This window comes from Winogradskyella sp., from assembly GCF_013213975.1.
GTDB lineage: Bacteria > Bacteroidota > Bacteroidia > Flavobacteriales > Flavobacteriaceae > Winogradskyella.
This window is the reverse complement of the sequence record NZ_JABSST010000041.1, coordinates 1-13,309: the sequence shown is the minus strand read 5'-3', so window position 1 is coordinate 13,309 and position 13,309 is coordinate 1. Positions and strand designations below refer to the sequence as shown.

14 protein-coding genes are annotated in these 13,309 nt (G+C 33.1%); 12 read left to right on the top strand and 2 right to left on the bottom strand.

Features of this window, described 5'->3' with window-relative positions; genetic code table 11:
• Positions 1–33 precede the first annotated feature (33 nt).
• The 5 genes from HRU49_RS07940 to HRU49_RS07920 all read left to right on the top strand — a co-directional run bounded on the left by HRU49_RS07940 (position 34) and on the right by HRU49_RS07920 (position 5,931).
• Positions 34–345: a hypothetical protein gene (locus HRU49_RS07940; RefSeq protein ID WP_296355914.1), complete on the top strand. Its 312-nt coding sequence runs from the start codon at positions 34–36 to the stop codon at positions 343–345.
• Entirely contained in the window at positions 317–514 is a 198-nt protein-coding gene (locus HRU49_RS07935) for a hypothetical protein (protein WP_296355912.1), read from the top strand. Before HRU49_RS07940 ends, HRU49_RS07935 begins: the two co-directional genes overlap by 29 nt.
• A gap of 96 nt (positions 515–610) precedes the next feature.
• Positions 611–814: a hypothetical protein gene (locus tag HRU49_RS07930; RefSeq protein ID WP_296355911.1), complete on the top strand. Its 204-nt coding sequence runs from the start codon at positions 611–613 to the stop codon at positions 812–814.
• 311 nt (positions 815–1,125) lie between these two features.
• On the top strand, positions 1,126–4,149 hold the full coding sequence (locus HRU49_RS07925) for a tetratricopeptide repeat protein (RefSeq protein ID WP_296355908.1): 3,024 nt from the start codon (positions 1,126–1,128) through the stop codon (positions 4,147–4,149).
• Between the two features lie 57 nt (positions 4,150–4,206).
• A complete protein-coding gene (locus HRU49_RS07920; RefSeq protein ID WP_296355906.1) occupies positions 4,207–5,931 on the top strand; it encodes a TonB-dependent receptor in 1,725 nt (574 codons plus the stop codon).
• On the opposite strand, the gene HRU49_RS07915 is transcribed toward HRU49_RS07920, so the two are convergent.
• Complete coding sequence (locus HRU49_RS07915) at positions 5,928–6,629, bottom strand: class I SAM-dependent methyltransferase (protein WP_296355905.1); 702 nt, start codon at positions 6,627–6,629, stop codon at positions 5,928–5,930. The genes HRU49_RS07920 and HRU49_RS07915 overlap by 4 nt on opposite strands.
• A gap of 56 nt (positions 6,630–6,685) precedes the next feature.
• Between HRU49_RS07915 and HRU49_RS07910 the strand changes: the two genes are divergently transcribed.
• The 5 genes from HRU49_RS07910 to HRU49_RS07890 all read left to right on the top strand — a co-directional run bounded on the left by HRU49_RS07910 (position 6,686) and on the right by HRU49_RS07890 (position 10,425).
• Positions 6,686–7,180: a YkgJ family cysteine cluster protein gene (locus tag HRU49_RS07910; protein WP_296355903.1), complete on the top strand. Its 495-nt coding sequence runs from the start codon at positions 6,686–6,688 to the stop codon at positions 7,178–7,180.
• Between the two features lie 53 nt (positions 7,181–7,233).
• On the top strand, positions 7,234–8,133 hold the full coding sequence (locus HRU49_RS07905; protein WP_296355901.1) for a hypothetical protein: 900 nt from the start codon (positions 7,234–7,236) through the stop codon (positions 8,131–8,133).
• Between the two features lie 5 nt (positions 8,134–8,138).
• A complete protein-coding gene (locus HRU49_RS07900; RefSeq protein ID WP_296355899.1) occupies positions 8,139–8,981 on the top strand; it encodes a sterol desaturase family protein in 843 nt (280 codons plus the stop codon).
• Between the two features lie 22 nt (positions 8,982–9,003).
• Entirely contained in the window at positions 9,004–9,831 is an 828-nt protein-coding gene (locus HRU49_RS07895; protein ID WP_296355897.1) for a glycerophosphodiester phosphodiesterase family protein, read from the top strand.
• Positions 9,832–9,993: 162 nt separating this feature from the next.
• Entirely contained in the window at positions 9,994–10,425 is a 432-nt protein-coding gene (locus tag HRU49_RS07890; RefSeq protein WP_296355895.1) for a hypothetical protein, read from the top strand.
• Here the strand turns inward: HRU49_RS07890 and HRU49_RS07885 are convergent.
• A complete protein-coding gene (locus tag HRU49_RS07885) occupies positions 10,422–11,672 on the bottom strand; it encodes a DUF1343 domain-containing protein (RefSeq protein ID WP_296355893.1) in 1,251 nt (416 codons plus the stop codon). The genes HRU49_RS07890 and HRU49_RS07885 overlap by 4 nt on opposite strands.
• A gap of 8 nt (positions 11,673–11,680) precedes the next feature.
• On the opposite strand from HRU49_RS07885, the gene HRU49_RS07880 reads away from it, so the two are divergent.
• Positions 11,681–12,916, top strand: coding sequence for an FtsX-like permease family protein (locus tag HRU49_RS07880; protein ID WP_296355891.1), 1,236 nt, complete (start codon positions 11,681–11,683; stop codon positions 12,914–12,916).
• A 65-nt stretch (positions 12,917–12,981) separates the two neighbouring features.
• Positions 12,982–13,309 (top strand): pyridoxal-phosphate dependent enzyme (locus HRU49_RS07875; RefSeq protein ID WP_296355889.1); only part of this gene is annotated, 328 nt, incomplete at its 3' end.

Here is a 13,309-nt window from a genome sequence, read left to right as displayed (position 1 = left end):
CATGGTGTAGGCCCTGCACAAAAAGAGTTTCATGTGTTTCTCGTTAATGGTGATCCGAAAAAGGGATCACCAGATGGTAATGGAAGTCTTGATCATCCATGGGATTTGCAAATGGCACTTTCCCAAAGCTCAGAACGTATAAATAGTAGTGATATTATATGGCTAAATGAAGGTGGTTATAAAGGAAGATATTGGAGGAATATAGTAGTGGCTACAAATGATAAAGAAGACCATAATATTGCTAGAAATATAAAATTAATTGATAATGTTTTATATCATGATATTGATTTTCTGACGAAGCAAAATTCCGGAAAATGTGTCATCCCTCGCACTAGGATTTATTAAACAATTTCCGGTTACAGCTATTTTGTTGTCTGGAAATATTGTAAGAGGGAAAAATAATGCATTTAGTGTTGTTAAAGCAGCGTCATCGGTGCTTAACAATAATTTAATCTATTCGGGATATGACCATATCTACGAAAATCGTTACCCAATCTTTCTAATGGGGAATTAAAATGTCTAACAACAGAAATTACACTAAAAACAAGACTCCTTTTAGAATTCTAAAATATAAGACTACTAGTTTACCGATTGGAAGGACAGTTTTAAGTTGGAGCTCGATAGTGAATGGTATGGACAAAATGAGTTTGAGATTGATCTAGTTTTGAAATTAAGTAAATTAAATTCTAAACCAAATCATTTCAATGTTGCATTGCGAGTAAATAATGCAAGAGATGTGCTTGTAGACTTCAGTAAATATAGTATTAAAGAAGGTACACTATATGAAATCAATGATATTGACAATAGGGGTTAGTGCTTACATCAGGTGAATAAGAAAGGATAGAACGGTTAAATTAAGAATAAACTTATCAGATTATGAGAAGCCGTCAAATAATTCTAGCGCCACAAAATCAAAAAACAATTGTAATGTCTATTGAATAGTATTTCAAGGGAAAGAAAGAAAAAAGAAAAAAGGCTTTTTTAAGAGCTTATTCGCTTAGGTATTTTAACATTTAATAAGTCCGTTTATAATTATACAATTATTCTATCGTTATAGGTTTTGTATTAAATTATTTTTGAAGACATAAAAAATCATCAATATTTAGAAATCAAAAAACGAAACTAATGCTAAACTTAAAAAAACAACTAGCCCTCATTTTACTGGTATTTTCGATTTTAGGTTTTGCTCAGAAGTCTGCGATTTATACCAGTGACTTAAAAGATTATCAAAAGGCATTAACCTTATATAATAATAGGCAATACAAGGCTGCGCAATCATTATTTGACGATATTAAATACGATACCGATGATGCAATTTTAAAATCAGATTGCTCTTATTACATCGCTAATTGTGCCGTACGGCTAAATCAAAGAAATGCAGATGACTTAATTACTGAATTTGTCGAAGCCTATCCAACAAGTACAAAGCGCAATACTGCATTTTTAGATGTTGCCAATTATTATTTTGAAAATTCAAAGTATGCGTATGCGCGCAAATGGTATCAAAAAGTGGATGAGTTAAGTATTGCGCGTTCTGAGCGCGATCGGTTTAACTTCAATTACGGTTATAGTCTTTATATAACTAAGAGTAAAAAACAAGCTACTAAATACCTGAATCGCGTAGTTGATTCAAAGGAATACGGATCTCAGGCCAAATACTATATTGGTTATATGGCTTATGAAGGTGATGATTATGACACCGCTAATGAATATTTTAATCAGGTGAGTAATAATGAGAAGTACAAAGAGAAACTATCCTACTATCAAGCAGATTTGAACTTTAAGTTAGGTAAGTTTGATAAGGCCATCGAATTAGCAACTGAGCAATTACCAAATTCTAGGGGTGAAGAAGAGTCAGAATTAAATAAGATTGTAGGCGAAAGTTATTTTAATTTAGAACAGTATGCTAAAGCTTTACCTTATTTAAAGGTTTATCAAGGTAAGCGTGGTAAATGGAGTAATACAGACTACTACCAGTTGGGATATACGTATTACAAACAAAACGATTTTGATGCCGCTATTTCTGAGTTCAATAAAATTATTGACGGCAATAATTCAGTTGCTCAAAACGCCTATTATCATTTAGGTGAAAGCTACATTAATTTAGAGAAGAAACAGGAAGCACTCAATGCCTTTAGGCTGGCTTCTGAAATGGATTATGATTTAAAAATCCAAGAAGATGCTTGGTTAAATTATGCTAAGATTAGTTATGAAATCGGTAATCCATATGAATCAGTTCCTCAGGTTCTAGCAAGTTATTTAGATAAGTACCCTGAAACTAGCTATAGAGACGAGATAGAGACTTTACTAATTGATTCATACATTACTTCTAAGAATTACAAGGAGGCTTTAAAATTGTTGAAAGGGAAAAACAGTTTTGAAAACAAAGTAGCTTATCAAAAGGTGGCTTTTTTAAGAGGTATCGAATTGTATAGCGAAACCCATTACAGTGAAGCACTGGATCTGTTTAATAGTTCTTTAAAAGAACCTCGCGACCCCATTTTCATTGCGAAGGCAACATTTTGGAAATCTGAAACAGAGTATAATCTCACAAATTATAATGATGCTTTGATAGGCTTCAAACAATTTGCCGGTATGGAAGAGTCGTCTAACTTGCCAGAAATTGAAAATCTGGATTACAATTTAGCCTATACCTACTTTAAACTAAAAGATTACAATAATGCTTCAAAGTATTTTCAAAAGTTTATAGATAAAAATTCTGGTGATAGACCAAGACGTAATGACGCATATCTGAGATTAGCAGATGGTTACTTCGTGTCTAGTAAATACCAAAGTGCTATAAGTGCCTATGATAAGGCCATTCAAATTAATGAAATTGAGACAGATTACGCCTCTTTTCAAAAGGCTATGAGTCATGGCTATTTAGGGAAGAGTGCAACAAAAATTTCAGAGCTAAATACGTTTATAGAAGGTTATCCAAAATCGGCATTACGAGACGATGCCATGTACGAATTGGCTAATTCTTATGTAAAGTCAGGAAACACTGATGAAGCCATGCAAATGTATGATCGCTTAAATTCTGAGTACAGACGCAGTGCTTTCACTTCAAAAGCATTATTGAGACAAGGCTTAGTTTATTATAACGCTAATGATAATGAACGTGCTTTGACAAAGTTTAAAAAAGTAGCTAGGAATTTCCCTGGATCAGGTGAAGCTGTACAGGCAGTTTCAACAGCGCGTTTAATTTATATTGATCTTGGTCGCGTAGATGAATATGCAACTTGGGTACAGTCTTTGGATTATGTAGAGGTGACAAATATTGAATTAGATAATACAATGTATTTGGCTGCTGAAAAACCATATCTAGATAATGATACCGATAAGGCTATACGTCAGTTTAATAAATATTTAAATCAGTTTCCAAATGGGATACATGCCTTAAAATCCCATTTTTATCTCGCGCAATTATATTACAAGAAAGATCTTTCTGAAAATGCACAACCACACTATAAATATGTTGTTGAAGCCTCCAAAAGTGAGTATACCGAACAGTCTATGGTACGCTTATGTGAGATATACTTGAAAAATACAGACTGGAGAACTGCAATTCCAGTACTAAGAATTTTAGAGGAAGAAGCTGATTATCCTCAAAATGTTTTATATGCGCAATCTAATTTGATGAATGCCTTCTACCAAACTGAAGATTTTAGTGCAGCAGAATCTTATGCGGAAAAGGTATTGACAAGTAAGACTTTAGATAATAAGGTAAAAAGTGACGCCAAGATAATTATTGCACGTTCAGCTATTAAAACAGGTAATGAAGCTAGGGCCAAAGATGCCTATGCCGATGTTGAAAATATGGCTACCGGTATAGTAGCTGCCGAAGCATTATATTATCATGGATATTTTAAAAACAAAGAAGGAAAGTATGAAGCCTCTAACGCTACAATTCAAAGATTAGCCAAAGATTATAGTAGTTATAAGTACTACAGTGCAAAAGGTCTGGTGGTTATGGCTAAGAATTTTTACGCGCTTGATGATGCTTTTCAAGCCACATATATTCTAGAGAATGTCATTTCTAATTTCCCTGAGTTTGATGATGTTGTGGAAGAAGCAATATTTGAACTTAATAAAATAAAAGCCGAAGAAGCAAAAACAAATTCATCAATCGAAATAGACGATAATTAGGCAGTAGTGTTTAATGCTTAAAGCGTCATGTTTTAACCCTCAATCAAAACCTTACATATGAAAATCAAGTTTTTAATTACTATATTTTTAATATCAACTTGCATATTATTAGAAGCACAGGAGCGCACAAAAGATACGATCGATGATCAAGTGGTGAATGTGGTGAAGCCATATACTCCCACTATTTCAGACGCCTTTAAAATAAAAGATACACCAAAGTTAAACGATTCTAATATGGTGAAGAAGAAGGGAGTTAAGTATAATATCTTTTCCATTCCTGTGGCATCTACATTTACCCCTGCAAAAGGGAAAGCAGCCAACGTAGATAAGGCAAAACCTGTAAAATTATACGACAACTATGCATCAGTGGGAGTGGGTTCTTATACAACCTTATTAGGAGAGGTTTACCTAAATCATGCCTTAAGTAATACTGAAAATGTTGGTGGTTATTTTAGTCACCATTCATCCTCTGGTGGTATTCAAGATGTCAGATTAGATACTAATTTTAGTAAGACAGGTTTAAATGCCCATTATTCTCAAAAATTAAGAGATTTTTCATGGAAAATAGATGGAGGATTTGACTTAATGACCTACAATTGGTATGGTCTAGCAGGAGCTCTTGATGATGATACCTCGGCAATGGCGGTTGATCCTACCCATACTTTTAATACGTTTTACTTGGGTGGTAAATTAAAATTTGACGATGCCATAATTAATGATGGAAGTGTAAGATTTAGACGATTTGGAGATAATCAAAATTCAGGTGAAAATCGATTTGTTGCAAATACAGGGTTTGATGTGCCTATTCAAGGAGAAACCATAAATACTGAATTCTATATCGATTACATTGGAGGCAGTTTTGATAGGGATTTTAACAATACAGGTGAAATCCGTTATGGAAACATTACTTTCGGTTTATCTCCTTCATATCAATTAAAACAGGATGATCTCACAGTTGATTTAGGAGTTAGTTTAGTATTTCTTAATGATACAGAGTTTAACGATAACAAGTTCTTTATTTATCCAAATTTTGAAGCCTCTTACCGTTTAGTAGATGAAATCTTAATTGCTTATGGCGGAATAAAAGGAGAATTACAGCAAAACTCGTATTACGATTTTGCAACTGAGAACCCTTTTGTGTCACCAACACTAACTATTGCTCCAACAGACCAACGTTATAATGGATTTATTGGATTAAAAGGAAAGTTGTCTAATAACGTTAGCTATAATATTAAGGGTAATTATTATGCTGAAGAGAATAAACCATTATTTAAGGCTAATGATGCACAAACTTTTGCCACGGAAGACTACCAATTTGGTAACTCATTTGGAGTGGTTTATGACGATATAAAAACATTTTCAGTAGCTGGTGAATTAAATATTAATATCAATAGAAATTTTACTTTAGGGTTTAAAGGAGAATATTTTAATTATAATACAGATACTCAAGCAGAAGCTTGGAACCTGCCAGATGTAACTGGATCCATTTTTATGGATGTTCAGATTTCCGAAAAATGGTTTGCAGGAGCTAGTGCATTTTACGTCGGAGAACGAAAAGATCAGCAGTCGCTTGTCGGTGTGTTAGTAACTCCAGATCCAACACCAATTGCATTAGATAGCTATTTTGATGCAAATGCCCATTTGGGTTATAAAATCAATGATCAGTTGTCGGTATTTGCTAAAGTCAATAACATGCTTAATCAGGATTATCAGCGTTATCTGAATTTCCCAGTGCAAGGAATACAAGCATTAGCAGGTGCAACGTATCAATTTGATTTTTAAAGTAGTGTGAGTTTAGCTAGATAGTCAAAGTGTTGGCCATCAAGAATTTTTTCGCATTTTAAGCCTACAGTATTACTAATATTATTTAAGGTTTCAAAATCAAGATAAAGCCATTTCATTGGTGACTCCTTTTCACCTTTATAGCTTAGGTAATAATCTAACTCGCCATAATATGTTGTATTTATATCTTGCCAAAATCCACCATCCTCATCTAGGTACATGTATTTAATGTCTGAGGAATCAATTAATATTTGACCATTAGGATCAAGTAAAGATTTTAGATGATGTAAATAATGAGGTGTGTCCTTCAATGTCTGAAAAATACCAGTTCCATTCATTAAGAGTAAAATTGTATCAAAAGAATCAGTTTCTTCTAACAGAGATTTTAGTTCTGCATTAGATACACCTCTTGACTGAGCAACTTCAATAGCACCTTTGGAAATATCTATAGCTTTAACGCTAAGTCCTTTGTCTTGTAGCCAGAGACTATGACTTCCTGAGCCACAGCCCACATCAAGTACCTTGCCATAACTGAGTCGCAAAGCCTCCTTTTCTAAATTAGGCATTTCAGAAAAATTTCTAAATAAATAGGGAAGTGGAAGAGTATCTTCGTCAGAGATACTTGTGGATGTAACAAGATCTTTAGAATACAATCCCTTATAGTAATCAATCAAGGCTTTACCAAAAATATCTTTCATTATCAATTTATCTTATTCAACTTGATTTGGCATTCTATTCTATTTATCTTTACAATATGCACGACCAGATCAACAATCTTCCTAAACTTGCTAAGGACAAACATAAAGAAAATAAGGCCTTTTTCAATAAATTAAGGAAAAGGCCCCCAAAACAGTTAGATTACCTTATGCAAGAATTGCACGAGGAAGAGTTTGAACGTACGGACTGCCTTGAATGCGCTAATTGCTGTAAAACAACAGGACCTCTATTTACAGATAAAGATGTTCAGCGTATTTCTAAATTCTTTAAAATGAAAGAACAACAATTTATTGAAACCTATCTGCGAATTGATGAAGAGAATGACTATGTGTTACAATCGGTTCCCTGTACATTTTTGGGAGAGGACAATTATTGTTCTATATATGAAGTAAGACCCAAGGCATGTAGAGAGTTTCCGCATACAGATCGAAAGAAGTTTCAACAGATTTCTAATTTAACATTAAAGAATGTGGCCATATGTCCAGCAGCTTATAACATCGTCGAAGAAATGAAAAAACGAATTCAATTATAAAAACTAAGGCTTCGGAATAATTTTTGATATTTCAGTAGGAATAGAACTTAGCTATGAAAAACATTGTACTAAAAACCATCTTCTTTGTATTTACAATTAACCTCTCCTTCGGGCAGCAATGGATGAAGAATTTAGATATTGCCCAGCGCCTTGCTCAAGTACAAAATAAAATGGTGTTAATGGTTTGGGAAGAGACTACCAATTATCAATATCCGGTTTTAGTTAAAAATGAAAATGGTAGAACAATTTTTATCCAGAATTTGTTCGATGATGAGCAAGTGAGTCCTCTTATCTGGGCTAATTTTGTTCCAGTTATAGTGAGTGAGTATCAATATGCTGATTTATTTGAAAGAATTAAAGGAAAACGTTCTCAGGCCTATATAGATAAATTTAATGATGACTCTATTAAAATACTCGATGTCAATGGCAATATTTTGAATGTAAATTATGTCACCGAAGATTTTCAAAATATAACCGAGATCATTAATCGATATGCTTTAACTACAACTTACATTGAGAAGGAATTACGGGATTATAAAAACGATTATAATTTTTATTCTGCTTATTTTTTGGCGTCAAAATATTTGGACTTTGGGATTTATGCTGATAAAAAAATAAGATCAGAAATTGTTAAACTATCGCGCATTTATACAGAGGAAGCTATAAGTTTAATTAAGAGTCAGAACGAAGAGGATCAGTCTCTTTTAAAGCAGCGTTGTGACTTACTTAAGCTACAAGAATATTTAATTCTAAAACGTCCAAAAAAAGTCTTGAGATTCTTGAAGAAGTTAGATGAGGAGGCTGTATTAGAGAATAATAAACCATTCGTTGCATTTTTATACTACACCGCTTATATGAGCTTAGATAAAACTGAAGACGCTGCGGTGTGGAAATCTAAAATTTCTTCACTAAATTTGAGCAAAGCAGAACTTATAATAAAACTCAATTCCTAGGACCTTTGGAAACTATTATAAACTATTTTGAAACAATTCCATCCAAGCATCGCAGTATTATCTTGGTTGGTGGTTTAGCATTATTTTGGATCATAGAAGGTGGTCTTCCATTATTTAAGTTTAAATACAATAAGTGGAAACATGCATTGCCAAACCTGTTCTTTACTTTAACAACAGTTGTAATTAATTTTGCTTTGGCTTTTTTACTTCTTGGAACTGCTGATTGGGTAAAGGCAAATGAATTTGGAATTATCAATTGGCTTCCAGAAATGCCGTTATGGTTATATGCACTTCTAGGGGTATTATTACTTGATTTTTTTGGGGCATACCTTGCTCATTTTGTAGAACATAAAGTAAAACCGTTATGGATGGTGCATTTAGTACATCATACAGATCATAAAGTAGATACAACGACAGCGAATAGGCATCATCCAATAGAAAGTCTTATAAGATTTACATTTACATTGTTTGGTGTTTTAGTTGTAGGTACTCCAATAGCACTTGTGTTTTTATACCAATCTTTATCTTTGGTGTTTACTCAGTTTAATCATGCTAATATTAAAATGAATAAGGCTTTAGATAAAGCCTTGAGTTATGTGATTGTCTCTCCAGATATGCATAAGATTCATCACCATTACCGATTACCCTACACGGATTCTAACTATGGCAATATTTTTAGTGTTTGGGACCGACTGTTTGGTACGTTCATGTATATGGATCGTGAAAAATTGGTTTATGGAGTAGATGTTTTTCCAGATGAACAGAAGAATAGTCATATAGGAGAGTTACTTAAGCAACCATTCCAAAAATATGAAAAGCCAACGCTTTCTGCTGATACTGAAAATTAGTATTTTCTTAATTTGTCTTGTGATGGGTTGTCATTCCAAAAATGAAATCGATGTTCAAGGTCACAGAGGATGCAGAGGATTGTTTCCAGAAAATTCATTACCTGCCTTTGAGAAGGCTTTAGATTTGGGTGTTCACACACTAGAGATTGATATAGTTATTTCTAAAGACTTAAAGGTTGTTGTGTCTCATGAACCCTACATGAATCATATTATTTGTAAACAACCAAATGGAGAAAATATTTCTGATAGCATTCTAAAGCCTTTTAATTTATTTGATTTAAATTATGAAGACATTAAAGCCTTTGATTGTGGCTCAAAGTTCCACCCAAGTTATCCGAATCAGAAGAAAATTAAAACATATAAACCGCTTTTGGCTGAGGTTTTTGAATTAGCTAAAGCTAAGAATCCAAAGGTTAGATTTAATATTGAGATCAAGTCTAAGCCTCAGTATTATGGTATCTATACGCCAGAGCCTGAAACATATGTAAAACTAGTTTTGAATGAAATTAAATCGAGTGGTTTTTCAAGTCAAGTTAATTTACAGAGTTTCGATTTGACAATTCTGGAGGAAATTAATAATCAAATGGAACCTATGCCAGTTGCTTTATTAGTTGATGAGGATGAGATAATTGCTAAAAAGCTAAAACAACTGTCTTTTAAACCAGAAATAATTAGTCCGTATTATAAGCTACTTACAGAAGAAAACGTTATGAATTATAAATCGAAAGGATTCCAAATAATTCCTTGGACAGTAAATGAAATCTCAGATATGGAATCAATGATAGGACTTAAGGTAGATGGATTGATAACGGATTATCCAGATCGACTAATTGGTTTGCTTCAAAATTAGTTTTTTCTGTCATTAACTGACAAAGACAAGTATTTCCTCTGATATTTTTGCAGTTTGTAGGATTTTTAGTCTCTAAAATGACAAACAGTTTATGTTTGTCATTGGATTAATTAATAACTGTTGAACTAAGCACACGTATGTTTAATTTAACGCTGCATTGTTTTGAAAAATTTAATCCGAATTTGTCTCATTGTTATTCTCGTTTTACTTTTAAGTTTTACCCTTCAGGCCCAAGGGCTATATGCTGAGCTTGAAAAAAATAGAAATATTCAAGCTAAAAATCTTATTCATAAGCTTAACAAATCAAAGGATACTTTAATTCTTCAAAGCGATAAAAAAATTAATTATCTCTATTCTATCAATAAGAATTTAGGTCGTGATTTTGATGTCTATGTAGATACCACGTATTACGAGTTACCACTTAATAAATTACCTAAAGGAAAACATGTTCTTGTGGCAGTTCAATCTCCAAAGCGAATTGTGTTTGTTGTGAAAATCTTAAAAGATAATCCCGATTCTGAACCAGTTAAAGTGGTTTCTGAAGAAAGTATAATAAGAGAACCTGTGCAAGTAACAAGTACTGAAAAAGGTTAATCATAAATTAAATATTTAAGTCTTGTTTTTTTGAAAGCCTCTAAGTCTTCTTGCCAAGAAGCTTTTATGTCCCTTTCGGTAATGCCAGATTCTATTTTTTGTTGTAATGTTTCGTTACCAGCATGTGTTGTAAAGTTTTTAGTATTGAATACCTTAGACTTATCAGTTGCATTATTGTAAGCATCCATAATATACTTAAGTGTAAATGCTCTTTTAACTTTGATATTAGACAGATCAGCTCCGTGACATAATTCATTTTTATGTTTAGGATACTTAGATCCAAAATTTGGTTCTGGTGTGTAACTAAAATTATAGTGGTCTTTATCCAAAAACGGTGCGCCATACCGTTGAAATTGGAACTCCGTTCCTCTTCCAGCATTAATATTAGTGCCTTCAAATAGTCCTAAGCTTGGATATAATGCAATAGCTTGGTCATTAGGTAAATTAGGAGATGGTCTAATGGGTAAGCTATAAGAACTTTCATGATTATAACCTACCATTTCTATAACCGTGAGATTACATTGTATACCCTCGACTAACCAACCTTCTCCATTGATCATTTTAGCATATTCACCTATGGTCATCCCATGAACTAAAGGGATAGGGTGCATTCCTAAAAAGCTACTATATTCTTTCTTTAAAGTGGGTCCGTCAACATAGTTGCCATTCGGATTAGGTCTGTCCAAAACAATGAGCTTTATATTATTTTCAGCACAAGCTTCCATCACATAGTGCAAGGTTGATATATACGTGTAAAATCGAACACCTACATCTTGAATATCAAAAAGAATAATGTCTAAATCCTCTAATTGTGCTTTCGTTGGTTTTTTGTGCTTACCATGCAGTGAAAAAATAGGCAACTTTGTTTTAGTGTCTAAACCATCTTTTACATGTTCACCAGCATCTGCAGTACCTCTAAAGCCATGTTCTGGTGAAAATACTTTTTTAATGTTAATATTTCGTTGCAGCAATGAATCTACAATATGCATATAGTTTAGTGCAGCAAACTTTCTTACTTTTTCTCTAAAAATTACTGAAGTTTGATTGGCAACGAGACCAACGCGTTTACCTTGCAATAAAGACAAATAATTCTCAGTTCTATTCGCACCAACACTAATAGAATTATCTGCTTTTGAAAGTTCTTTAGTAATGTCAGTTTCTATGGCTTTATCATTAGATTTAGATGCACACGCAATAACTATTAAAACAAATAATAAAGCTGTATTTTTGAATACCTTAAAACGCATATTTAGATTTGAATTTTGAGTTGTTTATAGCTAAACGCATTATTGGTAATAAAGCGTATAAAAATAGTGTTTCAGCACCAATAATTAAAATTGGTATTGCTGCTATTGCTATCGGAATTATTGTTATGCTTATTGCTATAGCGACCGGATTAGGACTTCAGAAAAAGATTAGAGATAAAGTCGTAGCCTTTAATGGTCACATTGAAATTGCAAATTACGATACAAATGCCTCAGATGAATCTCAAGTCCCTATTTCCTTAAAACAAGATTTTTATCCAAACTTTTCGGCAGTGCAAGGAGTCAAACATATTCAAGGTGTCGCAACGAAATTTGCAGTAATCAGAACTGAATCTGATTTTGAAGGAATTGTGATTAACGGTGTAGGAGCAGATTATGATTGGAGTTATTTCAAAGAATTTTTGATAGACGGAAGATTACCTAACTTTTCTGGAGATAGAAATGAAGATATTTTAATCTCGCAATATGTAGCAAACCGATTAGGATTTGAGGTTGGTGATAGTTTTCAAGCATTATTTTCTAATGGAAGTTTAAATGGTAGACCCAGAATAATGAAGTTTAATATTGTGGGTATATACAACTCTGGTTTTCAAGAATTGGATGAGAAATTCGGGTTTGCAGATCTAAGACATATACAACGAATCAACAAATGGGAGCCCTACCAGATTGGAAGTTTTGAAGTTTTTGTTGATGATTTTTCTCAATTGAACGAAACCGCATTTAAAGTAGATCAAGAGGTTGGATCCTTTTTGAATGCTGTACCTGTTAATCATAAATATTATACTGTTTTTGAATGGGTGAAAATATTTGATGCAAATACTAATATCATTATTGCAATTATGATTATTGTGGCAGGTATAAATATGATAACAACACTGCTAGTACTTATTTTAGAGCGTACCAATATGATTGGCATATTAAAGGCTTTAGGTAGTTCTAATTGGTCAATTAGAAGGATTTTTCTTTATAACGCATCTTATCTTATAGGTTTAGGATTATTATGGGGAAACTGTATTGGTTTGGGCTTACTTTTTGCCCAAAAATACTTTAAGTTATTTCCACTAAATCCAGATACTTATTATGTTAGTGAAGCACCAGTTTACATGCATTGGGATTATGTGGTTCTGCTAAACGTAGGTACGTTTATAGCGTGTTTATTAATGCTCCTTATTCCCTCTGTTATTATTTACAAAATATCTCCTGTTAAGGCCATTCGGTTTGATTAAACATAACTGACTTTTAACTTCCTAATAAATTGATTATACGTAAATTTGCAGCGCAAATTAAAACTATGGATTACGCAGAAAATATATTAGGTACTATTGGCAATACACCTTTAGTTAAAATGAATAAACTTGTTGAAGAATTACCGTGTTTGGTTTTAGCCAAATATGAGACCTTTAACCCGGGGAATTCAGTTAAGGACCGTATGGCTTTACAAATGGTGGAAGATGCAGAGGCAGACGGACGCTTAAAGCCAGGAGGAACTATTGTCGAAGGTACCTCTGGAAACACGGGTATGGGCTTAGCATTAGCAGCAGTAGTTAAAGGTTATAAATGTATTTTTGTAACAACGGATAAGCAATCAAAGGAGAAAGTTGATATTCTCAGAGCCTTAG

What these genes read in the sequence shown, in the direction of transcription:
- HRU49_RS07925 (WP_296355908.1), top strand. Translation starts at nt 1,126, where the DNA reads ATGCTAAACTTAAAAAAACAACTAGCCCTCATTTTACTGGTATTTTCG.
- HRU49_RS07920 (WP_296355906.1), top strand. Translation starts at nt 4,207, where the DNA reads ATGAAAATCAAGTTTTTAATTACTATATTTTTAATATCAACTTGCATA.
- HRU49_RS07915 (WP_296355905.1), bottom strand. Translation starts at nt 6,629, where the DNA reads ATGAAAGATATTTTTGGTAAAGCCTTGATTGATTACTATAAGGGATTG.
- HRU49_RS07910 (WP_296355903.1), top strand. Translation starts at nt 6,686, where the DNA reads ATGCACGACCAGATCAACAATCTTCCTAAACTTGCTAAGGACAAACAT.
- HRU49_RS07905 (WP_296355901.1), top strand. Translation starts at nt 7,234, where the DNA reads ATGAAAAACATTGTACTAAAAACCATCTTCTTTGTATTTACAATTAAC.
- HRU49_RS07895 (WP_296355897.1), top strand. Translation starts at nt 9,004, where the DNA reads ATGGGTTGTCATTCCAAAAATGAAATCGATGTTCAAGGTCACAGAGGA.
- HRU49_RS07885 (WP_296355893.1), bottom strand. Translation starts at nt 11,672, where the DNA reads ATGCGTTTTAAGGTATTCAAAAATACAGCTTTATTATTTGTTTTAATA.